The sequence below is a fragment of the Melioribacteraceae bacterium genome, assembly GCA_030584085.1.
GTDB lineage: Bacteria > Bacteroidota > Ignavibacteria > Ignavibacteriales > Melioribacteraceae > SURF-28.
Map to the genome: position 1 here is coordinate 3,123,391 of CP129490.1, position 22,889 is coordinate 3,146,279.

General features: G+C 35.0%; 20 protein-coding genes. 12 read left to right on the top strand and 8 right to left on the bottom strand.

The features are described 5' to 3' along the window. Positions 1–21: 21 nt before the first annotated feature. The 5 genes from QY331_14115 (at position 22) to QY331_14135 (ending at position 7,399) form a co-directional block, all read left to right on the top strand. The gene (locus QY331_14115) at positions 22–2,502 is read left to right on the top strand and encodes an AAA family ATPase (protein WKZ69092.1); all 2,481 of its coding nucleotides are present in this window, start codon (positions 22–24) and stop codon (positions 2,500–2,502) included. Further along, a complete protein-coding gene (pyk, locus tag QY331_14120; GenBank protein WKZ69093.1) occupies positions 2,499–3,926 on the top strand; it encodes a pyruvate kinase in 1,428 nt (475 codons plus the stop codon). The genes QY331_14115 and pyk overlap by 4 nt, the downstream gene beginning before the upstream one ends. A gap of 142 nt (positions 3,927–4,068) precedes the next feature. After that, complete coding sequence (locus QY331_14125; GenBank protein WKZ69094.1) at positions 4,069–4,629, top strand: transposase; 561 nt, start codon at positions 4,069–4,071, stop codon at positions 4,627–4,629. 107 nt (positions 4,630–4,736) lie between these two features. Beyond that, positions 4,737–5,744, top strand: a complete 1,008-nt coding sequence (gene amrS / locus QY331_14130; GenBank protein WKZ69095.1) for an AmmeMemoRadiSam system radical SAM enzyme — start codon at positions 4,737–4,739, stop codon at positions 5,742–5,744. A gap of 200 nt (positions 5,745–5,944) precedes the next feature. Then, complete coding sequence (locus tag QY331_14135) at positions 5,945–7,399, top strand: M20/M25/M40 family metallo-hydrolase (GenBank protein WKZ69096.1); 1,455 nt, start codon at positions 5,945–5,947, stop codon at positions 7,397–7,399. Between the two features lie 68 nt (positions 7,400–7,467). On the opposite strand, the gene QY331_14140 is transcribed toward QY331_14135, so the two are convergent. From QY331_14140 to QY331_14175, 8 genes are all read right to left on the bottom strand, one after another. Then, the gene (locus tag QY331_14140) at positions 7,468–8,772 is read right to left on the bottom strand and encodes a hypothetical protein (protein WKZ69097.1); all 1,305 of its coding nucleotides are present in this window, start codon (positions 8,770–8,772) and stop codon (positions 7,468–7,470) included. A 189-nt stretch (positions 8,773–8,961) separates the two neighbouring features. After that, complete coding sequence (locus QY331_14145) at positions 8,962–10,062, bottom strand: glucosyl transferase (GenBank protein ID WKZ69098.1); 1,101 nt, start codon at positions 10,060–10,062, stop codon at positions 8,962–8,964. 299 nt (positions 10,063–10,361) lie between these two features. Then, positions 10,362–11,294, bottom strand: coding sequence for a DUF4340 domain-containing protein (locus tag QY331_14150; GenBank protein WKZ69099.1), 933 nt, complete (start codon positions 11,292–11,294; stop codon positions 10,362–10,364). Continuing rightward, complete coding sequence (locus QY331_14155; protein ID WKZ69100.1) at positions 11,287–12,795, bottom strand: GldG family protein; 1,509 nt, start codon at positions 12,793–12,795, stop codon at positions 11,287–11,289. Before QY331_14155 ends, QY331_14150 begins: the two co-directional genes overlap by 8 nt. Positions 12,796–12,800: 5 nt before the next feature. After that, a complete protein-coding gene (locus QY331_14160) occupies positions 12,801–13,529 on the bottom strand; it encodes an ABC transporter permease subunit (GenBank protein WKZ69101.1) in 729 nt (242 codons plus the stop codon). A gap of 2 nt (positions 13,530–13,531) precedes the next feature. Beyond that, positions 13,532–14,464 (bottom strand): ATP-binding cassette domain-containing protein, encoded by a 933-nt coding sequence (locus tag QY331_14165; GenBank protein ID WKZ69102.1) that lies wholly within the window; start codon positions 14,462–14,464, stop codon positions 13,532–13,534. 93 nt (positions 14,465–14,557) lie between these two features. After that, positions 14,558–15,268, bottom strand: coding sequence for a ribose 5-phosphate isomerase A (rpiA, locus tag QY331_14170; protein WKZ69103.1), 711 nt, complete (start codon positions 15,266–15,268; stop codon positions 14,558–14,560). 3 nt (positions 15,269–15,271) lie between these two features. Beyond that, positions 15,272–15,976 (bottom strand): SDR family oxidoreductase, encoded by a 705-nt coding sequence (locus QY331_14175; protein WKZ69104.1) that lies wholly within the window; start codon positions 15,974–15,976, stop codon positions 15,272–15,274. A gap of 315 nt (positions 15,977–16,291) precedes the next feature. On the opposite strand from QY331_14175, the gene miaB reads away from it, so the two are divergent. The 7 genes from miaB to QY331_14210 are packed head-to-tail and all read left to right on the top strand — an operon-like array spanning position 16,292 to position 22,883. Beyond that, on the top strand, positions 16,292–17,641 hold the full coding sequence (gene miaB, locus QY331_14180; protein WKZ69105.1) for a tRNA (N6-isopentenyl adenosine(37)-C2)-methylthiotransferase MiaB: 1,350 nt from the start codon (positions 16,292–16,294) through the stop codon (positions 17,639–17,641). A gap of 4 nt (positions 17,642–17,645) precedes the next feature. Further along, entirely contained in the window at positions 17,646–18,338 is a 693-nt protein-coding gene (locus QY331_14185; GenBank protein WKZ69106.1) for an SPOR domain-containing protein, read from the top strand. After that, the gene (locus QY331_14190) at positions 18,339–19,112 is read left to right on the top strand and encodes an MBL fold metallo-hydrolase (protein WKZ69107.1); all 774 of its coding nucleotides are present in this window, start codon (positions 18,339–18,341) and stop codon (positions 19,110–19,112) included. It begins immediately after the preceding gene. Between the two features lie 60 nt (positions 19,113–19,172). After that, positions 19,173–20,279, top strand: coding sequence for a sigma-54 dependent transcriptional regulator (locus QY331_14195; GenBank protein ID WKZ69108.1), 1,107 nt, complete (start codon positions 19,173–19,175; stop codon positions 20,277–20,279). Continuing rightward, a complete protein-coding gene (locus QY331_14200) occupies positions 20,266–20,790 on the top strand; it encodes an LptE family protein (GenBank protein WKZ69109.1) in 525 nt (174 codons plus the stop codon). The genes QY331_14195 and QY331_14200 overlap by 14 nt, the downstream gene beginning before the upstream one ends. 12 nt (positions 20,791–20,802) lie before the next feature. After that, positions 20,803–22,278, top strand: a complete 1,476-nt coding sequence (locus tag QY331_14205; GenBank protein ID WKZ69110.1) for a glycosyltransferase — start codon at positions 20,803–20,805, stop codon at positions 22,276–22,278. Beyond that, the gene (locus tag QY331_14210) at positions 22,275–22,883 is read left to right on the top strand and encodes a tetratricopeptide repeat protein (protein WKZ69111.1); all 609 of its coding nucleotides are present in this window, start codon (positions 22,275–22,277) and stop codon (positions 22,881–22,883) included. Before QY331_14205 ends, QY331_14210 begins: the two co-directional genes overlap by 4 nt. Positions 22,884–22,889 lie beyond the last annotated feature (6 nt).

Sequence of the window (22,889 nt, forward strand, 5' to 3'; positions counted from 1 at the left end):
AACAAATTGAACGGTAAATATATGCCGAATCTGAAAGCACCAAAACCCGCTGAACTAAGACCCGAAGAATTGAAATGGACTTGTGATCCCGATGTATTTGAATTCGAATCAACTACAAAAGTAAAACCCATTGAAGGAATTGTTGGACAAGAGCGAGCTGTTAAAGCACTCAAACTTGGTGTTGATATTGAAAGTCCCGGCTATAATATATTTGTAACCGGACTCTCCGGCACCGGAAAAATGTATACTATTAAATCTATGCTTGAAACCATTTCGCCTGAGTGCTCAAGTCTGAAAGATTATGCTTACGTAAACAATTTTGAAGATGTTGATCGCCCCAAACTATTAGTCTTTGAAGCAGGAAAAGCATGTAAGTTTAGAAAAGATTTGATCGATTCAATTAAATATTTACAAGAACACATTCCTCAAGCGCTGGAAAGTGAATCTTTTGTGGAACTCAAAAAAAATGTTATCTCTCGTTATACAGAACAGCAGCAAAAGATGATGAACGAATTTGAAGCAAGTTTAAACAAGGATGGCTTAACACTTGGTCAAATTAAAGTTGGTGAAGTTCCTCGTCCCGAAATACTTGCCGTAATTGATAAACAACCGATTATGGTTCAACAGTTGGATGAGTTGGTAAAAGAAGAAAAAATCACTAAAGAAAAAGCCGACGAACTTTTTCAAAAATACACAGAGAATCAACAAGGCTTACAAACTTTGTTCAAGAATAGTCTAAAGCTCAGTCAAGAACTTCGAGAAGCAATGTTAAAATTGGAAGTAAATGAAGTCGATCATCTCATTAAAGCAGTAATCGGGCATTTGAAATCTGTTTATAAAGATCAAAGTGTAATTGAGTATTTAGAAAAAGTTAAAGCCAATATTTTTGCAAATCTTGAAGTCTTCAAAGGTGCAAGACCTGCTCAAGAAAAATCTGAAGAAGGTTTTATTGTCGATTATCTCAAAGATTATGAAGTAAACATTATACTCGATAATTCAAACACAAAAAAATGTCCGGTATTTATCGAAACATCACCCTCATACAGCAATCTTTTTGGAACGATTGAAAAATTTAGTGACGGGCAAGGCGGTTGGTATGCGGATTTTACAAGAATAAAGGGAGGTTCTTTACTAAGAGCTGATGGTGGATATATTGTAATAAATGCAATGGATGCATGCAGTGAACCCGGCGTTTGGAAAGCCTTAAAACGAGTATTGTTATATGGCAAATTAGAAATACAAGATATTGCAAATCTATACCAATTCTCACCAAGTATAATTAAACCGGAACCGATTGAGATGAATGTTAAAGTAATTCTTGTCGGTAATAATTATATCTATTCCGTTCTTACAAGCTACGAAGATGACTTCAACAAAATTTTTAAAATAAAAGCCGAGTTTGATTACGAAATGAAATTAACTGACACGGCTTTAAACGAATATGCTAGAATTGTTAAAAAATTAATTGAGAATGAAAAGCTGCTTGAGTTCGACAAGGGTGCAATAGCAAAAATTGCCGAGTACGGCGCACGTTATGCCGGTGATCAGAAAAAGCTCACGACTCGGTTTGCATATATAACTGATCTTGCTCGCGAAGCTAGTTTTTGGGCAAAAGATAACGGCGATAAATTTGTTACCGCATATCATGTTAACCATGCATACGAATCGGCAAAAGAAAGACATAGCTTGTATGAATCAAAAGTAACTGAGATGATAACCGAAGGTTCAATTTTAATTGACACAAAGGGTGAAAGAATTGGTCAATTAAACGGTTTAGCAGTTTATGGGAACGGACTATATTCATTCGGTAAACCAACACGTTTAACCGCATCGGTATCACTCGGTAATGGAAGTATAATAAATGTTGAACGTGAAGCCGGATTAAGCGGAAGTACACACAACAAAGGTGTACTTGTAATTAGCGGATATTTCAAAGAGACATTTGGGAATAAAGTTCCGCTTTCATTTAATGCAAGTCTAGTTTTTGAACAAGGATACGGAACAATAGACGGAGACAGTGCATCAATAACGGAAATCTGCGTTTTACTTTCTTGTCTTTCTGAAATTCCACTCAAACAATCAATAGCAATAACCGGATCGGTTAATCAAAAAGGCGATATTCAGCCTATCGGTGGCGTGAATGAAAAAATTGAAGGGTTCTTTGAAATCTGTAAGAAGTCCGGTTTCAATAAAAAGCAAGGCGTAATTATTCCGATACAAAACGTAAAAGACTTAATGCTGAATGATGAAGTTGTGAAAGCCGTTGCAGAAAAACAATTTCATATTTATCCAGTTCAGAGAGTTGAAGAAGCAATCGAAATTCTAACAGGAGTTAAAGCCGGAAAGAAAAATCAACGCGGAAGCTATGAAACAAACTCCGTTTTTGGAAAAGTTGAAAAGAAATTAGTAAAAATGTATCACCTCGCAAGACCGAAACAACAAAATAAGAATAACAATACAGCAGCAAATCAAACAAAGAAAAGTAAAAAGGGCAAAAAGTGATCGGAGCTTTAGCTAAAACAAAAATTCTCGCAACAATTGGTCCGGCAACGGATTCAGAAGAACAACTAGCAAAATTAATTTATGTCGGTGTTGATGCATTTCGACTTAATTTCTCGCATGGCAGTTATGATTACTTTGACAAAGTATTGAGTAAAATTCATAATGTTAGAACGGAAATGTCGTTACCGATTCCGGTACTTCAAGATTTACAAGGCCCAAAAATTCGTACTGGTGATTTAGCTGAACCTGAAATTGAGTTGCTAGCCGGAAAATCAATTGAAATTACTTCGGATGAAATTATCGGGACGAGTAATATGATTTCAACTTCATACAAAGAATTACTTGAGGATGCGGAAATTGGAAATACAATTCTTATCGATGACGGTTTAATAAATCTTCAAATAGTGAAAAAGAAAAATGATCATTTAGTTTGTGAAGTTATTGAAGGTGGCGTTTTAAAACCTCGAAAAGGTATGAATTTACCGGGAATGAATTTGAGTACTCCATCTTTGACTGAAAAAGATATCGAAGATCTAGTGTTCGGTTTAAATCACAAAATAAGTTATATCGCATTATCTTTTGTAAGGAAACCGGAAGATATTATACGACTAAAAGATTGGTTAAAAAGTAACAACAACGAAACTCCCGTAATTGCAAAAATTGAAAAAAAAGAAGCCGTCGATAATTTTTCGGATATATTAAAAGTTGCCGATGGAATAATGGTTGCCCGCGGTGACCTCGGTGTCGAAATGCCCCCTCAAGATGTTCCGATAATTCAGAAGCAAATTATCCGCGAATGTAATTCTGTTGGCAAACTTGTTATAACCGCAACACAAATGTTCGAATCCATGGTGAACAATCCGGTCCCGACTAGAGCTGAAGCTTCCGATGTTGCAAATGCTGTTTGGGATGGAACGGATGTGGTAATGTTAAGCGCCGAAACTTCAATAGGTAAATATCCCATTGAAGCTGTAAGAATTATGAATAATATTCTGCATAAAACTGAAGCCACAAGAAATTTCAGATGTAATGCTCAATACTCTGTTCCGGAAAACTTAGCTGATAATCTTTTTGATTCAGTCGGACTTGCGGTTGCTAACATTGCTGAACAAGTAAAGGCAGCATGCATTGTTGTATTTACTAATTGTGGCAGAAAAGCTCGGGTAATTTCTAAATTTAAACCTGTCTCTCCTATTATCGCAATATCAAATAATTTCGATACGCTTAATAATCTGAATCTCCATTGGGGAATTTTCCCATATTTCATGGAAGATTTTTCTGAGGAAGATGCTGCCATTGAAAAAGCTACAAGTATCATTAAAGAAAAATCATTTGTAAAAAATGGAGATGTTGTTATTTTTACTTCCGGAGCACCTTATACAGAAAAAGGCAGAAAAAGCTGGTTGAGATTTGTTGTGATTTAATTTCTTTGTACAAATCCCCGGGATTTACCCGGTAATTTTGATAATTTCAAATAGTATCTAATTTATTCTATCCGGAAAATCCCGGGGATTTTTCTCATTTAATTTCCATTCCTCATAGATTGATAAATTCAAAGAGTCAAAAATGCCGTACCGTGATACAAAATTTTTTAATGATTGTTATTATCATGTTTACAATCGTGGCGTAAATCATTCTAATATATTTCTTGCAAAGCGGAACTATTATTTCTTCCTTGAAAAAGTAAACCAATATTTATCACCTTATACAGAAATTGTCGCTTACTGTCTAATGCCGAATCATTTCCATTTATTAATACTTGTTCAAAGAGAAGAAGAGGTTTTAACAGCATTAAAAAAATTATTTCTCAGTTATTCTAAATCGTTTAATAAAGAAACAAATAGAAGCGGACCTCTTTTTGAAGGAAGGTATAAATCAAAATTAGTACCGGATAATGATTATCTCTTACACTTAACAAGATACATTCATTTGAATCCGGTCAGAGCAAAGCTCGTTAGCGAACCTGATGAATGGAAGTTTTCAAGTTATACTGATTATATAAAGCCAAGTGAGATATCTTTTGTTAGTAAAAATATTATTTTAAAACAGGTCAAAGATTATCGATCTTTTGTAAAGAGTTATCAAGAATTTGATAAAGAGAAATTGGCTGAGTTATTATTTGGTTGAGTAACTCGGGGAGTTTATGTAAATCCCCGGGATTAGTCTATTTAATTTAGTTAAGCAATGGTTTGGGATTTACGTCTTATTTTTGAAAATCCCGGGGATACATTGAAATGAAAGAAGCTAACTGGTGGGAAACTCAAGAAAACGGAAAAATTCTTTGCACACTTTGTCCGCGTTATTGCACAATTGGAGTTGGGCAAAAAGGGTTCTGTTTCATTCGAGAAAATATTGACGGAAAACTATATTCAACGGGATACGGAAGACCTACCGGTTTTGCTGTTGATCCGATTGAGAAAAAGCCACTGAGTCATTTTTATCCCGGGACTGATGTATTGAGTTTCGGGACAGCGGGTTGTAATCTTGGTTGCAAGTTCTGTCAGAACTGGACTATTAGTAAATCAAAATATGATGACCTTCATTCGCTTGAAGCATCACCTGAAGATGTAATCAAAATTGCGAAAAAATATAAAACTCCTTCGATAGCTTTTACCTATAATGACCCGACAATCTTTGGTGAATATGTTATCGACATTTCAAAACTTGCTCGTGAGGAAGGGATAAATTCAGTCATGGTTACTGCGGGTTATATTGATAAAGAAGCTCGCAAAGATGTTTACAAATATATTGATGCGGCAAATGTAGATTTGAAAGCTTTCACGGAACAGTTTTATCACAAAATTACTTTCTCGCATCTCAATGATGTCCTCGATACTCTTTTTTGGCTTAAAAATGAAACAGATATCTGGTTTGAAATAACGACCCTGTTAATTCCAGATGAAAACGATTCCCCCGAAGAAATACAACAAATGTGCGATTGGATATTAGAAAACCTTGGAGATGAAATTCCACTTCACTTTACAGCATTTCATCCTGATTTTAAAATGTTGGATAAAACAAGAACTCCGGCTTCAACTTTAAAAATGGCAAGAAACATAGCAATTAAGAGTGGGATAAAATATGTATATGTCGGCAACGTGCATAATTTAGATGGACAAACAACTTACTGCCCAAACTGCAATGAACCGCTTATTATTAGAGATTGGCATTCGGTCATCGATAATAAACTAAAATATGGTAAATGTTGGAAGTGTAATAATCAAATTGCAGGAAAGTTCTAATTAGAAAAACCCGGGATTTTGAAAATCCCGGATTTTTGTTTTTGCTAACTTGAATACGCTTTCAAAGATCATATAAATATTGTTTTAGATTTTTCTTCCACAATAACCAATTCAATTAATCATCTTCAATCATTTCCTCCATTATATTTTTATTAATATCTTTGACTCAATGTTTAATAAATATAATACTTGAGGAACCAATGCATCGCATTATATTGATCATATTAATTACAACTCTTTCTTTTGCGCAATCCGATTTTATAAAATCAGAAAACCTAATGAATACAGTTGAATATCTTGCAAGTGAAGAACTTGAAGGAAGACTTGGCGGAAGCGAAGGTTATTATAAAGCGGCAGTGTTTATGGCTAATGAATTCAGCAAAATTGGTCTGCAACCGTTTCAAGGTAAATCATATTTTCAAAAATTTAATGTTGAGTACAATGAAATCCTCCCTCCATGCTCGCTTAATCTAATTGAAGATGATAAAATTGTAAAGGAATATAAACTTGGTGATGATTATGTGTTCCGCGGTTTCACCGGTTCGGGAGATATTAAAGGTGAAGTTGTTTTTGCCGGTTATGGAATTTCATCCCAAGAAATTGGTTATGATGATTATAATGGAATCGATGTAACGGATAAAATTGTAATGGTGTTTAAAGAAAATCCGAGATGGAAAATAGAAGATAAAAATTGGCCGGAAGGAACACCCAGACCAAAATCTAAAGTTGCGGCAGATAAAGGTGCCAAAGCAATTTTGTTTGTATCATTTCCAAATGATGAAATTCCGAGAGCACCAATAGGAAGTGTTTTACACGGAAGCGGTGAACAAAATGTAAGTTTCCCTCAACTCCACGTTGATCTTCATGTAGCTGATGATCTTTTCAAGAATTCGGACTATACTCTTGTTGAACTTCAGACAAAAATTGATAACGAGAAAAAACCTCATTCGGTTGAATTAAATTCGGAAGTACAAATTGTTGTTAATGCAAAATATGAAAAGGAAAAAGAGACTGTAAACATAATTGGCATTCTTCCGGGCAGTGATGAACAATTAAAAAATGAATATGTAATGCTTGGTGCGCATCTTGATCACGTCGGACAGCAAGGAAAAGAAATATTTTTTCCCGGTGCGAATGATAACGCATCAGGTTCGGCTGCAGTACTTGAAATTGCAAGAGCATTTACGGCTCAAGAAATTAAACCGAATCGATCGATTATATTTGCGTTATTTTCTAATGAGGAATCGGGATTGGAAGGTGCACAGTATTTAGCCGATAATCTTCCCGTGGATAAAGAGAAAGTTGTTGCAATGTTAAACATGGATTGTGTTGGTCACGGCGACAGTATTCAACTTGGTAACGGTAAGAGTGCTCCTAATTTATGGAACTTAGCTCGTGAACTTGATAAACAAAATTCAAAATTAACAGTCGATGCAACTTGGTCCGGCGGTGGTGCTGATGCAACGCCTTTTCATAACATTGGAATACCGAGTTTATATTTTGTAACAAGATTCAGTTATACTCACCTACATTCTCAAAGTGATAAACCGGAAACATTAAATCCTATTGTGTTTGAAGAGATTACCAAACTTGCTTTTCAAACTTTGAGTGAAATTACTGATGGAAATTATAACAGAGAAACGATAGTTAATTAGCTGTTTTTTTCTGGGAGAGATTCATAACATCCGGAAGAGGGTTTGATTAAAATATCAATGTAAGCAGCTTAATAATTTTTCCCAACAATTATTTTTGCTTCGTTTAATGTACTGCCAACACAAAAGATCGTGTTGTTGATCATGAATATCCACGTATATGTAGTTTTATCCGATGTGATTTGTCCACTATAGTCCATCCACTCTATTCCATTGTTTAGATAAACAGCATCAAAAGCACCAACTGCTGCAGTTACACCATTTTGATGATTGTAATCGATCCGCCAGACGTAGTAATTGGTACTATAAGCTTGTGAATAGAGATCCGATTTCAATTGAAATATGCCACCACCTCCGAAATAAACATGATTGGGTGTTATTATTGATACTGTGTTAGCTGAGTAGATTTGTTGAATAGAAAGTGCAGACCACTCGTTACCGTCAAATTCAATTGCTAGAACTGGTGGCACTAAGCCAGTTCCTACACCTATAATAAAATCATCACTATAACCGTCTAAATCTTTTACATTCACTTCACTGTTATCGCTGTAGACTAATGTTGCCTTTGCACCATCCCAATGAACTACATCACCACGTATATTTCCAAAATACAAATTGCTACTGTTCGTGCCCCAAATTGATGAATAAGGTCGATTATCAAATAGAACTTGATCCAATGGAAAAGATTGATTACCACTTGTGAATCCATCAACACGGTTCCATTCATTACCATCAAAATTATAAACAGCGCCGCCGGCACTCCAAATATCATTTGCTGAAAAGCCGTGGATAGCAACACCGCCGCCAAATTGACTAAAAATACTCCATTCTGTTCCATCCCAATGAATAACCCCATATGAAGTATCATTGACACGAACACCTCCTACAGCATATACATTATTTTCATCACTTCCCCAAACATCATAAAGCACGCTGTTCCATTCACCTATCGAATACTCTTCCCAGGTGTAATTAAAAGCAGTTGCTTCAAGTGTTGCTGCATAAGCTATGCTGCTCGTGTCTTTTCTTGCTCCGGAGGTGTCTCTTCTTACTGCATAATAACTGTATTCAGTGTTAAGCTGTAAATCATTTCCGCTGTTATCGTCAACAATTGTTGTATCTGTTATTGTTATTGGGTATTCTGCTACAAGGTACCCAGTACTATTTTCTGTTCTGTATAACTCAACAAATGATTTTGTATTGTTTTTAGTTGAAGTCACATTAACGACAATACTTATGTGTGTAACGTCGATAATAGATACTTCAAGTGTATCATTAATTACCGTTGGCGGAGGTGGTGGATCAGGGGGTGCAACCGGTGGATCTTCTTTGCATGCCAGAATCAAAAAAGTCAACAAAAGTATAAGCTTATTCATTTTTACCTCTTCTTAAACCTATTTTTGTAATAAGTTATTATCTTTCATAACAACAAACAAAAAGGCGTATTTCACGTTGTGAAATAATTTCGCTTGCCTGATGTTTGTTTTTAAGGAAGAGAGAGTGCTGCAACACTCCTCTTCCGCTTTTAATCTCCTGGCGGGCTATGATTATTTATTAACATTCTTTCACCTTTTACCAAGCACTATTATTGCTTCTCTGTCTCTGTAACCCACGCTAACTATTATATCTCCCTTGATATTTACAGAACTATATCGTCCTACAATATAAGGAAGTTCTTCTTCCATATAATGTTTCCAGGTATTACCGTTATAATGAGATAATAAACCGTTTGACCCACTTACTACTATATCATTATATCCTATTCCCCTAATTCTATCTTTATAATATGTTGGAAAGTTTGTTTCCTTTTGCCAGGCTCTTTCAGGATTATTTGCCATATAAAGTCCGTCCCCACCCAAATAATATTTTTTGCCGGGTATGAACCAAATACTGCTTAAGCTCCAGGGTAATTCTGTTGCTGTAAGTTTGTCAGCAGTGTTATCCACTATTTTTATCAGTGAATAACCATTGTTTTGATATTTATCTGATGCTATACATAATATTTCTACTTCACCATTATTTGTATTTATACTCCCATATATGTCTTGTATATTCAACTCCGTTCCGCTTTCTATTTTTAACCATCTATTTCCATTGTAATGAACTATTGTTCCTCTATCACCAGCAAAGTATAAATCATTAACTGACGTACCCCAAATATGTTTTACACTTCCGTCATCATCACTCAAAATCCCCATTTCCCATAAATGGTAAAGCTTCCAATCATCACCCTCAGGTAAGTATGGTAATCCACTAGAAAAGACTATATTACCATCTGGTAAAACATAAATACCATACAATGGTGCGATTGTTTGATTGCCTTTATATTCAACAATAATTTTTTTTAATTCCCATTCACTCCCAGCCCAATGAATTGCATTATAAGGATACGGGTCAATTGTTCCGGTTGAATCATACATATATATTTCTCCAACCGCCCAAATGTTATTCTCATCTATTATCGCTACGTCATAGAGTACACTGCTGCTTTGCTCTCCGAATGTGAAAGTTTCCCAAGTAAAGTTGTGGCTTGTTGTGTCCGGTTTATTATCTCCATCGCCGTCTGGGGGTTCTGTTGTATTGCATGCTCCGAGGACAAAGGCAAAAATCAAAAGGAAAAAGTAGATTAATGCCGGATGTGTTTTTGAGTTAAATATAGTTTTCATTTTTCCGCCTAAATTTTAATTGCTTTTGTTCCGCTCAAGCTGATGACTTGCTTGAGGCTGCTTTCAATAATTCAAATTAAGTAATTATGTTTTTTATTGCATTACATACATTACCATCAATATTTATTGTCGAAGAGCGTCTTCTCAGTAGCTGCGAAAAAAGTTGTTATCTGATTATAATATAAACTGGGATTTAGTTAAAGTAAATCCGTAGAACTACGGAGGACAAGAATGTTAGGTTTTTATTCGTGCAGTAGTGGCAACAAAAATTTTTAAAACCACGAATACACGAATAGTTTTTAATTCAAAAATTCTTTCGAACCGACAAATACTTTATTGAACAAATCATTTTTGCTTCCGTTAAAGTATGAATCGGGATTTAATGAGGAATTGACAATCAAATTATTTTCTTTCTTGTAGCCGAATACTTCAATTTGGCTATCGTCATTCATGATGATTGTCAATTTGAATTGAGGTAAAGGTAATTCAGATTTATTTACATCTAAAAATTCATTTCCGTTTATACTTGCAAGTTGTCGTAATTTCACTGATGTCTTTGCCGAATCAACAGCCGCACCGTTTGAAAATTGCCAGTTGTCATTAACCTTCACAAGCTGATAAGAACTATCCGTCGGATAAGAAAATGAAATACTCTTCCAATTATTTACATCACCTTTGATTACAGTTGCATCTCTAAAGGAATCTCTATTTTGATTGAATGTCATACTAAGAAATCCGTCGACTTCATAAACATCTGTATCGTTTGCTATGCGGACAAATGTTTTCATTGCTCTCGGCTGCTGAAATGTAAATTTGCCGATCACCAAATCAAGTGTTTTGCTTGAACCTTCATAAACTTCGACTCTTGTTGCGGAGGTATCGACTTCAAAATCAACCCAACTGCTCTCCCCTCTTCCGGCTAATCTTTCCGGTTTTAGATTTACAAGTTGGTTAAGAATATCATCAATTTTTCTTTGAGGAACCAAAGCCGATTTATCGTTACTTAATTCCACCTTCCATTTATCTACTTCTTGGTATAACTTAATTTTATCAGTATCTGCTTGTCTCGGATAAATAATAATTTGCGAAACTTTGGAAGTATCAATAGAAACTAATTCCGTTCTGAATGATCTTTCATTGGATCCTTGATCGGTTAAGAATATGATTGCTGCAATGATCAGCAATACAAGAAATGCAAGTCCCAGCTTTTTGTTTGATAACACACTAATCATAATCTACGTTCATCAATTTGGTTTTCAATTTTCGTTTTATTTGGAATCTGTAAACTCCGTAAAGAATAATGGCAAATATCGGCAGTAAGAAGTTGAGATATTTTAATAATGCTTTCGTACCGTCTTCAAGTGTAGGATCAATCGGTCTTCCGGTAACACCCTTCGTTCTAAGTTGAATTAGTCCGGTATCATCGGCAAGCCAATCGACTGCGTTAACAAAAAGATTTACGTTATCTTCGTTAAGTCTCTGTTGATTTTGTCCGCTTCCGTTTATAATAAAATCACCGTCACCGAATACAATCATTCTTCCGATGTCATTTTCAACTGCGACAGCTACAACTAGATTAGACTGATTAAAATTGGTTTGATTCCATTCTCTTGATATATCAAAAAATGTGTTTGAGTTTTCCGTTCCGGATTTTTCCGAAGTAAATGCAATAGGCGTAATTCCAATTGCCGTGTCTTGCGGATTAAAAATAATCGGACTTGCGAACGGGAATAAAACTTGCTCAAGTCCTTCTGTAATCGGATGTTCATTGAAATTTGTTATTATCGGTAAATATGGGAATCTTACCGGTGTATTCATAACAAAACCGCCTTGTTCTTGGCGAACCATAATTTGACTGCTGTTTACATCAATGATAAGTTTATTTTCAATTGTAATTCCTTTTTGAGCAAGCCAATCTTCTAAACCTGTGTAAACTTCCACTCCTCGTGCATTTTGTAAATCACCTTCAACTCTGTTTAAGGCAAGTAATAATCTTCCACCGTTATTTATATAATTATCTAATTGCGTTAAGTGCGATTGCGGGATTGTATCTTTCGGTGCAACAATAAGTAAAGCTTCGTAATTATTCGGAATTAACGTAGTGTCTGTTATCGTGAATTCTTCAACATCATAAATAACATTTAACTTTTGCTGTGCTTGAGGGAGTTCCATTAATGATGGTTCACCATGACCTTGCACTAAAGCAATTTTAGGTTTTTGATTCACAGAGATTTTTTTGATTGCTGAAGAAAGTTCATATTCCATTGCGGCACCGGGACGAATTAGCGGAATTGCTTCTTTCTTTTCTCCCATTTGAACAACCGCACCGAGATAAGCTCTCTGCTGTTTCATCTGATCTTTCTCGCGAACGTTTATCATTATCGGAGAAATTCCGCTCTGCTGAGCTTTCATTTCTGTTTCTTCATTCTCGCTTGGGTTTATAAATTCATAAACAACATTTCCGCCCGATCTGTTGGAATATTCAATCAACAAATCTCTGAAATCTCTTCTTACCTTTGCGATATCAGGAGGAAGTTCTTCCGAAAAATATGCCGATACCGTAACGGGATTTTGAAGTTCCGTCAAAATATTTTTTGTTGCTTCGCTTAAACTGTAACGTTGGTCTTCGGTAAAATCTAAACGAAGAAAAAATTTGTCGGATATAAAATTTACAAGAACAAGAATTCCAACAATAAACGCGAGTGATATTTGAATTTTTCTTTTAGTAAGCATAGACGTTAATTCTCAACAATATTTCTTTTTGATAAAACAGATTCTGCAAGTGTCAATCCTAAAAATGTTATGGATAAGAAATAGATAATATCTTTTGTATCAACAACACCGCGTGAAATAGATTCATAATGAGTTGATATACTTAAAAAATTAAAGGACTGCGCAAAACTTCCGGTGAAACTGCCTGCAAGCACATCAAAAATGATTAGGAAGAATAACCCGATAAAAAGTGATGTGAGGAAAGCAACAATTTGATTATTGGTTAGACTGCTTGCAAATAATCCTATTCCGATATAAGCCATACTCATTAAAATCATCCCGAGATAACCGCACCAAACCGCGCCGTGATCAACCGGACCGATTGCCCAAACTGTAATGTAATATGGGATTGTTAAAACTAAGGCAATAACTATTAACAACAATGCGGCAGAAAATTTTCCAAGTAAAACTTGCCAATCGGAAACCGGTTTAGTTAATAATAATTCCAATGTTCCGCTGCGTTTTTCTTCGGCAATCATTCTCATGGTTAATGCGGGAATGAAAAAGAATAAAGTCCAATAAGCAACCGAAAAAAATGGTTGAAGAGTTGCTTGTCCCAACAAGAAAATATCGGAACCGAAAAGCCAGGTGAAAAATCCGCTCAATCCTAAAAAAACCGTAATCATTATATAAGCAATGAGCGAATCAAAAAATGATCTTAATTCTCTTTTTGTAATTACCCAAACTGATTTCATAATTAATTCGTAGTTAATTCTCTAAATATGTCTTCTAATTTTGTTTCGATTGGTGACATTTCAGTCAACACCCAATTTTTATTTATGCATAAATGGAAAATGTCTTTACGCGATGAAGTACCCGGATTGCTGTTTACCATAAAAGTGTTTTCACTAATTTGTACCGTATCAACCATCGCAACATTTTCAAGTTGTTGAAGTGATGAAATAATTTCATCTTTACTTGAAGCTTCCGAAATCTGAACACGTAAGACTTCCTGTCCCTTCGCTTTATTTCTTAAACTATCCGGAGTTCCGTCGGCAACAATTTTACCTTTATTGATAATTAAAATCCTATCGCAAGTTGCTTCAACTTCGGGGAGAATATGTGTGCTAAGTATAACGGTTTTCTCTCTTCCCAATTCACGGATGAGTTTTCTTATTTCTACTATTTGGTTTGGATCGAGACCGGTTGTCGGTTCGTCTAGAATTAAAATATCGGGATCATGAATCATGGCTTGAGCTAAACCAACTCTCTGTCTGTAACCTTTCGATAGTTCACCGATCTTCTTGTGTTTTTCAACATTTAAACCGCAGACCCGAACCATCTCAACAATTCGTTTTTTGATTTGATCTTTTGGAACTCCTTGCAATTCGGCCACAAACTCGAGATACTCTAAAACCGGCATGTCATAATAAAGCGGATTCGATTCCGGCAAGTAACCGATTTTCTTTTTGATCAGATCGGGATTTTCATGAATTGAAAGTCCGTCAACAGTTACATCGCCGTCTGATGGAGCCATGTAACATGTGATGATTTTCATTGTTGTAGTTTTACCGGCACCGTTCGGTCCGAGAAATCCGAGAATTTCTCCTTCTTTTACTTCAAACGAAATATTATCGACTGCTCTTTGTGTGCCGTACTTTTTGGTGAGGTTTTCTACTTTAATGCTCATAATTTTTCAGTATGTGATTAGAAACGTTGCAAACTTATTAAGTAGATCTAAAAAATTCAAAAAATTTTATTACCGAGTTTTCTTACAATCAGTTTATAAAATGGGTTTCAACTTTTTTGATTTTTTTAACGAATTAGTACCATTGCTTGCTGCGACAATAACTTCATCAGCTAATCCGATAAATAGTCCGTGTTCAACAATTCCCGCTCTGGATTCCAATTGTCCTGCTAAACTTTGCGGTGAATTAATAACTCCGAAATTTGCATCTAAAATATAATTACCTTCATCAGTAATGAATGGATTGCCATCTTTACCTGAACGTAATTTTACTCTTGCACCAATTGATTCCAAATATTTTTTTTCGAGCTCAACACAGAATTGTAAAACTTCAATCGGCACATGCCATTTCTCTCCGAGATGCTTGGAGACTTTCGATTCATCAACAATAATGATTACCTTTTTACTTGCTTGCGCGACTACTTTTTCACGAAGCAAAGCTCCTCCTCCACCTTTAATTAAATTAAGGTCGAAGTCCACTTCATCGGCGCCGTCAATTGTAAGATCAATTTCTTGGATTTTTGCAAATGTGGTTAAAGGAATATTTAGTGATCTTGCTAATTCTTCCGTTGTCTTAGAAGTTGGAATTCCGACAATATTTTTTAACTGACCACTTTTTAATAGTTCGGCAATTTTTTGAATTGCGAAAGTAGTTGTACTGCCCGTTCCTAATCCAACAACCATACCGGATTGAATTTGCTCAACTGCTTTTTCTGCAGCTTGTTTTTTTAATTCTTCGATGTCCATAATCTATTTAGGATTTGTCGCGAATACCGTTAACTCTGTAATGAATCCTCTATCATGCATTTCTAACGCGGAAATAACCGAATGTGCAATATCTTCAGCAATAAGTTTTGTTTCGTTAAACTTTCTTTCCGAACCACCTGCGTTTGTAAAGAAATCTGTTTGAACTTCACTTGGATTAACATGAATAACTCTAACATTATGTTGACGTAATTCAGCCCGCCAGCATTCCGACATTGCCTTTAATGCGAACTTTGTCGCGGTATAGGCAGTTCCGCCTGCATACCCTTTTATTCCAGCAGTAGAAGAAATATTAACAATATTTCCGTAATTCTGCTTCTTAAAAATTCTAGCTGCATATTTTGCCATCAAAGCGGCACCGACAACATTTGTATTGAAAACTTCTTCAAATTTCTTTTTGTCAAGTTCATCAATCATCGCAAAGTAACCGAAACCTGCGTTGTTAATAAGCACATCCAATCTTCCAAATTCTTTCATAACCGCATCATAACATTCAATTACATGCTTTTCGTTTCCAACATCGCATAAAACCGGAAGTGCTGAGAGTTGTTTTGCAGCTTTATCCAATCTCTCGCGATTTCTTGCTGCAATTATAACTTTTGCTCCTTTATTTTTTGCCATCTCGGCAATTGCATAACCAATTCCCGAGGAACCTCCCGTAACTAATACTACTTTATCTTTTAAATCCATTTCACTCCCTTGAACTTTTTGTGCTTATAAATGATATTTTTTTGATTTTCCGAAACTTTTATGTTTGATTTGCATCAAAACTAATAAACTTTCGATTCAGTAATTTTGTTAATATTAAAATCAGAAATCATGTTCACTAGAAACAAATATAACGATAACCCTCCGAATATCCACGAATGGCGTAAAAAGCGAAAAATATACTTTGCTGCTTTTTTCAGTCTCTTTGCATTCATATTATTGAATGCTGTTTTATACCTTTTGACTCGTTATTAATTTTCCTATTTTTGTTGTTCCCTTATAACAAAATAAGATAAGATGGCTAAGAATAGCGTATATATCGAAACATACGGCTGCCAGATGAATGTGGCCGATACCGAATTAGTAATGGGTATTTTAAAAAACAAAGGCTACGAGTTAACCGAAGAACTTAACAATGCAAACGTAATTTTATTAAATACATGTAGTGTTAGGGATAACGCAGAACAAAGAATTTACGGAAGACTCGGAAACTTGAAACGATACAAGGACAAGAATCCCGAAATGGTTATAGGTATTCTTGGTTGCATGGCGGAAAGACTTCGTAAAGATTTAGTTGAATCTAAAAAAGTTGTTGATCTTGTCGTTGGTCCGGATGAATACAGAAGACTTCCGGAATTCATCGATACTGCATTTTCGGGTGAAAAAGGAATCGGGGTTAAACTTTCTCGAACAGAAACTTATGACGATATAATTCCTTATCGAGAAGACGGACTTTCAGCTTGGATTTCCGTGATGAGAGGTTGCGATAAATTCTGTACATTTTGTGTTGTTCCATTTACACGCGGAAGAGAGAGGAGCAGAAATTTAGAATCGGTTGTTGAAGAAATTGGACAGCTTTCAAGAAGAGGTTTTAGAGAAGTTACTTTGCTCGGTCAAAATGTTAATTCATACAATGATGAAGGCAGAGATTTCGCTGATTTACTTGCTGCAGCAGCTTCGGTCGATAGATCAATCAGAGTAAGATTTACAACTTCACATCCGCAAGATTTGTCCGATAAATTACTTTACACAATTGCCGAACATCCAAACTTATGTAACTATATTCATCTTCCTGTTCAGTCAGGTTCAGATAGAATTTTAAAAGAAATGAACAGAACCTATACGGTAGATCACTATCTCAAGTTGATTGAAAAAGCTCGTAAAATTATTCCCGGTGTAAGTTTTTCAACCGATATAATTTCTGGATTTCCTACAGAAACTTACGAAGATCATTTAGGAACTTTAGATGTTATGGAAAAAGTTCGATATGACGGCGCCTATATGTTTAAATATTCACCCCGTGAAGGAACAAAAGCATTCAAAATGAATGATGACGTTCCCGAAGAAACAAAAGCCAAACGATTAAACGAAATAATCGATCTTCAGCAAAGAATTTCTTACGAAATAAATCAAAATTTAGTTGGTACCGATGAGATAGTTCTTGTTGAAGGAACAAGCAAAAAGTCCGATCAATTTTTAGCCGGAAGAACCGATACGAATAAAGTTGTTATCTTCCCGTTAAATGACGAAATTAAAAAAGGCGATTATGTAAAAGTAAAAATTAATCGCGCAACTTCTGCTACATTGTTCGGTGATATTATGAAAATCGTTAATCCGGTCGGCGAAAAAGTTTCCCTAACTGCGTAAAGGGATGAAAATAAAATCCACAATATTTGTTTTATTTTTAGTTGGTGCTCTGTTTGCTCAAGAAGTTAGCATTGTTGAATATCTAAAAGCAATTGAAGATGGCGACTATACTTCTGCGGTAAACGGATTGAGCAAATTAAAAACTTCACACCCGAACGATCCATCAGTATATTTTCTTGACGCAGTTTTAACAGAAGACGGTAATTCCGCTGTCCAAAAATATCAAACAATATACGAACAGCATCCCAAAAGTAATTATGCCGATGCGGCATTGTATAGAGTATTCTCTTATTATTATTCGCTTGGGGTTTATAAAAGAGCTGAAGATTTACTTACAAAATTGAAAAATGATTATCCTTCATCACCGTATATTCGAGCTGCGGATAGAACAATTCCGGACGAAGTTGAAATTGCGAAAGAGCCGGTAAAACCTGCTCAACCACCTGTTCAGCAAATCGACAAATATAATTTTACGATACAAGCCGGCGCATTTTTAAATTTAGAAAATGCACAAAATTTGGCAAACGCAATTCAGAATGATGGTTATCCGGTTGAACTGGGGACAAAAAGTGTCGGCGGCTCAATTCTTAATGTTGTCATGTTCGGTCATCTTTCAACCGAACAAGAAGCATCTCCATTGCTTTCTTACCTTAAAAGTAAATATGATTTGAACGGAAGAGTAATTTCAGTAGAATAAATGAAAATAAGATTTATCGGAACCGGTTCGGGCAAAACATCTCTTAAACGAGATCATTCATCAATATTAATTGAAAACGGAAATACAAATTTATTAATTGATTGCGGTGATGGAATTTCAAAAGCATTTCTGAAGAATAGTATCTCTTTTAATTCAATCAATTCTATTCTCTTTACACATTATCATGCCGATCATTTTAGTGGAATCGCTTCTTTAATAACTCAGATGAAATTAGATGAGAGAGTTGGTAGACTAACAATATTTACCCACACAAATTTAGTCGAGCCGTTGAAAAATTTTCTTCACTCCACTTACATATTTGAAGAAAGTTTGCAATTCGAATTAGATATAATCGGTTTTGAATTCGGAAAAGATTATCCGATTGATGATGAAATTAGTTTCTATGCTAAACAAAATTCACACATAACAAATAAGTACAGAACAGATTCAATTCCGGAGAATCAATTTGTATCCTCTAGCATGCTTATTAAAATAAAAGATGAATCAATTATTTATACATCCGATATCGGGATACGTGAAGACTTATTTCTTTTTGATGAAGTAAAACCAAAGATTTTTATCACCGAAACAACTCATATTGATAAAGATTGGATACACGGCATTGTAGCTTATTATCACCCGGAAAAAATTTATCTCACACATATTTCGGATGAAGATGAACAAGAGCTTGTAAAATACCTCAGAAACCAAACATTTCCGCATTCTGTAAAAGTGATGTTGGCAGAAGACGGACATTCTGTCATACTTTTTTAAGATTTCCCTTAATTATCAGCATCATTTATGCTATTTTAAACTTCTCAAAAAAAATGAATTATGACAATCACAGAATTTCAAAATAAGTTTGGAATTATTGGCAAATCTCAAGAAATTAAAGATTTATCGGATATTGCGCTGCAAGTTGCACATTCTGACATATCAGTTTTAATTTACGGTGAATCGGGAACCGGTAAAGAAGTTTTTGCCAGAGCAATTCATGGTGCAAGTAATCGTTCCGACAAAAAATTGGTCAGTGTTAATTGCGGTGCAATTCCCGAAGGAATTTTAGAAAGTGAATTATTCGGTCACAAAAAAGGATCTTTCACAGGTGCAATAGATGATAGGAAAGGTTACTTCGAAATTGCCGATGGCGGTACATTATTCCTTGATGAAATTGGTGAAATGCCGTTAACAACTCAGGTAAAGTTACTTCGTGTTTTAGAGACTAAAGAATTTATGCGAATAGGAAGCGAAACGGTAACCAAAGTTGATGTTAGAATAATCGCAGCATCAAACAAAGATTTGCAAGATGAAGTTGCCGCAAAAAGATTTAGAAGTGATCTTTACTTTCGTTTGAAAGCAGTCATGTTGAGTATTCCCCCGCTTCGTAAAAGACCTTCGGACATTCCCGCTCTCATTGAACATTTTTTAGAAAATTATTCAACAGAAAATAAAATTACAAAACCACAATTAAGCAAAGAAGCATGGGATTTACTATACAATTATAAATGGCCCGGGAATATCCGCGAACTCAAAAATGCAATTGAAACGGCAACTGCTCTATCGAGAGATTCTTATTTAACCGAAAAAGATTTTCTTCCTTTATTATCGTTGGGTGATTCTTCGGATCAAATAAAAAATTTACCCGTTCATTTAAACCGATCTCCTGAAGCATTAGATAGAGAAATGATTTATCGCGCATTGATCGAAATAAAAAAGGATTTGATTGAATTAAAAGATATTGCATTGAACAACCATTCCGAGATTCAAAACACCGGTAAAAAGTTTGAAGTCGATGAAGTAATTCCAATCGATAAACTTGAAAAACAAGCTATCGAAAATGCACTCGATTTTACAAGAGGAAATAAAAGAAAAGCTGCAAAACTTTTGAATATTAGTGAACGTACACTTTACAGAAAATTAAAAGATTATGACATTCAATAGAAAGTTAGAAAGTATATTTATATTATTCATAATTGCTTTGGTATTAAGTGCGTGCAGTTATTCTTTTACCGGAGCCTCAATTCCTCAGCATCTTGAATCGATTGCCATTCCATTGTTTGATGATAGAAGCGGTTCGGGCGAACCAAGTTTAAGAGAAGATTTCACAAATGAATTAATAACAAAATTTATTGATGATAACTCTTTACAAATTCGCGAAAGAGTTAATGCCGATGCAATTTTAGAAAGTACAATTCTCTCGCTTGTCGATGCCCCGTCATCAGTTGGAGCTCAAGAAGGTATTACCGCAGTAGAAACTAGAAGAGTCACATTAACTGTTAGAGTCATTTATAAAGATTTTATAATGAAAAAAACAATCTTTGAGCAAACTTTTTCAAATTATGCAGACTATGTAAACGAAGGTGACATTACAACCTTCAGAAACGACGCTATTAAAACAGCAATAGATAAAATAACCGAAGATATACTGCTTGCGGTTGTATCTAATTGGTAAAAAGGGATTAACATGAATTTCGATGAAATAGTTTTACTTACTTACATAGTATCGTTATCAATATTAATGATTTTCGCCAGTCACGGATTTATAATGGTCTATTATCAATCCAAGTACGGAAAAAATATTCCTAAAGAAAAAGCTGAAGAAGTCTTACACAAAACAGTTACAATTCAACTACCGCTTTATAATGAAATGTATGTTTCGGAAAGGTTAATTGACGCAGTCTGTGCAATTGATTTTCCCAAAGAACAAATGGAAATTCAAGTTCTTGATGATTCAACCGATCAAACAGTCGAAGTTGTTGCAAAAATAGTTGAGGAAAAACAAAAACTCGGGTTTAACATAAAACATATTCACAGAACTGACAGAAGCGGATACAAGGCCGGTGCACTGAAAGAAGGATTGAAATCTGTAACTGGTGAATATGTTGCAATTTTTGACGCCGACTTTATTCCCAAACCAGATTTTTTGAAAAATACTTTAAAGTTTTTTGCCGATGATAATGTGGGAATGGTTCAAACGCGATGGGAGCATCTAAACGAAGATTATTCCATGCTAACCAAAATACAAGCACTTGCGCTCGACGGACATTTTGTAATAGAACAAACCGTTAGAAACCGTGCTGGATTCTTTATCAACTTTAACGGTACCGGAGGAGTTTGGAGATTAAGTTGTATTCTTGACGCAGGCAACTGGCATGCAGATACCTTAACCGAAGATCTTGATTTAAGCTACCGAGCACAATTAAAAGGCTGGAAGTTTATTTACCTGAGAGATTTTACCACTCCGGCTGAATTACCGGCCGAAATGAATGCTCTTAAAGCACAACAGTTTAGATGGACAAAAGGCGCTATCGAAACAGCAAAGAAAATGTTACCCGAAGTCTGGAAATCAAAAATTCCAATGCGTGTTAAATTACAATCAACATTTCATCTTACAAACAATATAGTATTCCCATTTATTTTGCTTGCCGGTATTTTGAATGTTCCGTTAATCTTTATTAAAAACAGCGGTCCGTACGATAACTTTTTTAACTTCATGTCGATATTTGTGATTGCATTTTTAAGTTCATTTGTGTTTTATCTTTTCGCACAGAAAAATGTTCATGAAGATTGGCGAAAGAAAATTGCTCTCTTCCCTTTATTCATGGCGGGAAGTATGGGTTTTGCTGTAAATAATTCTCGCGCGGTTATGGAAGCTTTGATGAACAGAAAAAGTGAGTTTGTACGAACACCGAAATTTAAAATTCAAAAAAAAGATGATTCCCTTGCGAAGAATCAATATTTTCTTAATATGAAAATTGAAAGCTCGGCTTATATCGAAATGATTCTTGCAATCTATTGTTTGATCGGCGTTGTCGCATCAATTTACTTTATGGAAATTGCTGCACTTCCGTTTCAGTTAATGTTCTTCTTTGGATTTGCATCGGTATCTTATTTTTCTTTTAGAAACTCGTTTACAAAAAAATCAAAATCTGCAGCATGAATAAAGATTTAGCAAAAATAAAATTGATATATGAATTCAATCCTTCTTCTCCTCTTTTTGCGAGAGTAGCAGAAAGCGAATTAGAATCAGGTAACACTGATACTGCCATTCAAATGTTAGAAAGAGGAATGGAACTTTATCCCGATTATATAAGTGCTAAACTTGTTTATATCCAAGCGCTTGCAAAGAAAGGTGAATATAAAAAAGTAATTGATAAACTTGATGAGCTCAAACCAATTTTAAATGATGATTCCACAATTAATTATTATTTAGAAAAAATCGAGGAAGAGAAATCTAATATTCAGAACAACGAAGATGAAATTACTAGAATTAAAAAACCGTTAGAAGAAGATTTGGAAAACCTCGCCGAAACTATTAATAAAGCAAAAATTCCACCAATAGACAGTAACATAACCCCCAAAATTGATGAATCCGAACCACGGGGGAAGCAATTTGTATCCGAAACATTAGCCGGAATTTATTTAGCTCAATCAAGCTTCAAAGAAGCTCTCGATATATATGAGAAATTAATAGAGAGTAATCCAGCCAAAACCGAATATTATGAAAGAAAAATAGAAGAAATAAAAAACATGATGAATAATTAATTCATT

Coding starts and splice junctions, on each gene's coding strand:
- QY331_14115 (WKZ69092.1), top strand. CDS start 22: ATGCCGAATCTGAAAGCACCAAAACCCGCTGAACTAAGACCCGAAGAA.
- QY331_14125 (WKZ69094.1), top strand. CDS start 4,069: ATGCCGTACCGTGATACAAAATTTTTTAATGATTGTTATTATCATGTT.
- amrS (WKZ69095.1), top strand. CDS start 4,737: ATGAAAGAAGCTAACTGGTGGGAAACTCAAGAAAACGGAAAAATTCTT.
- QY331_14135 (WKZ69096.1), top strand. CDS start 5,945: ATGCATCGCATTATATTGATCATATTAATTACAACTCTTTCTTTTGCG.
- QY331_14140 (WKZ69097.1), bottom strand. CDS start 8,772: ATGAATAAGCTTATACTTTTGTTGACTTTTTTGATTCTGGCATGCAAA.
- QY331_14145 (WKZ69098.1), bottom strand. CDS start 10,062: ATGAAAACTATATTTAACTCAAAAACACATCCGGCATTAATCTACTTT.
- QY331_14150 (WKZ69099.1), bottom strand. CDS start 11,294: ATGATTAGTGTGTTATCAAACAAAAAGCTGGGACTTGCATTTCTTGTA.
- QY331_14155 (WKZ69100.1), bottom strand. CDS start 12,795: ATGCTTACTAAAAGAAAAATTCAAATATCACTCGCGTTTATTGTTGGA.
- QY331_14160 (WKZ69101.1), bottom strand. CDS start 13,529: ATGAAATCAGTTTGGGTAATTACAAAAAGAGAATTAAGATCATTTTTT.
- QY331_14165 (WKZ69102.1), bottom strand. CDS start 14,464: ATGAGCATTAAAGTAGAAAACCTCACCAAAAAGTACGGCACACAAAGA.
- rpiA (WKZ69103.1), bottom strand. CDS start 15,268: ATGGACATCGAAGAATTAAAAAAACAAGCTGCAGAAAAAGCAGTTGAG.
- QY331_14175 (WKZ69104.1), bottom strand. CDS start 15,976: ATGGATTTAAAAGATAAAGTAGTATTAGTTACGGGAGGTTCCTCGGGA.
- miaB (WKZ69105.1), top strand. CDS start 16,292: ATGGCTAAGAATAGCGTATATATCGAAACATACGGCTGCCAGATGAAT.
- QY331_14185 (WKZ69106.1), top strand. CDS start 17,646: ATGAAAATAAAATCCACAATATTTGTTTTATTTTTAGTTGGTGCTCTG.
- QY331_14190 (WKZ69107.1), top strand. CDS start 18,339: ATGAAAATAAGATTTATCGGAACCGGTTCGGGCAAAACATCTCTTAAA.
- QY331_14195 (WKZ69108.1), top strand. CDS start 19,173: ATGACAATCACAGAATTTCAAAATAAGTTTGGAATTATTGGCAAATCT.
- QY331_14200 (WKZ69109.1), top strand. CDS start 20,266: ATGACATTCAATAGAAAGTTAGAAAGTATATTTATATTATTCATAATT.
- QY331_14205 (WKZ69110.1), top strand. CDS start 20,803: ATGAATTTCGATGAAATAGTTTTACTTACTTACATAGTATCGTTATCA.
- QY331_14210 (WKZ69111.1), top strand. CDS start 22,275: ATGAATAAAGATTTAGCAAAAATAAAATTGATATATGAATTCAATCCT.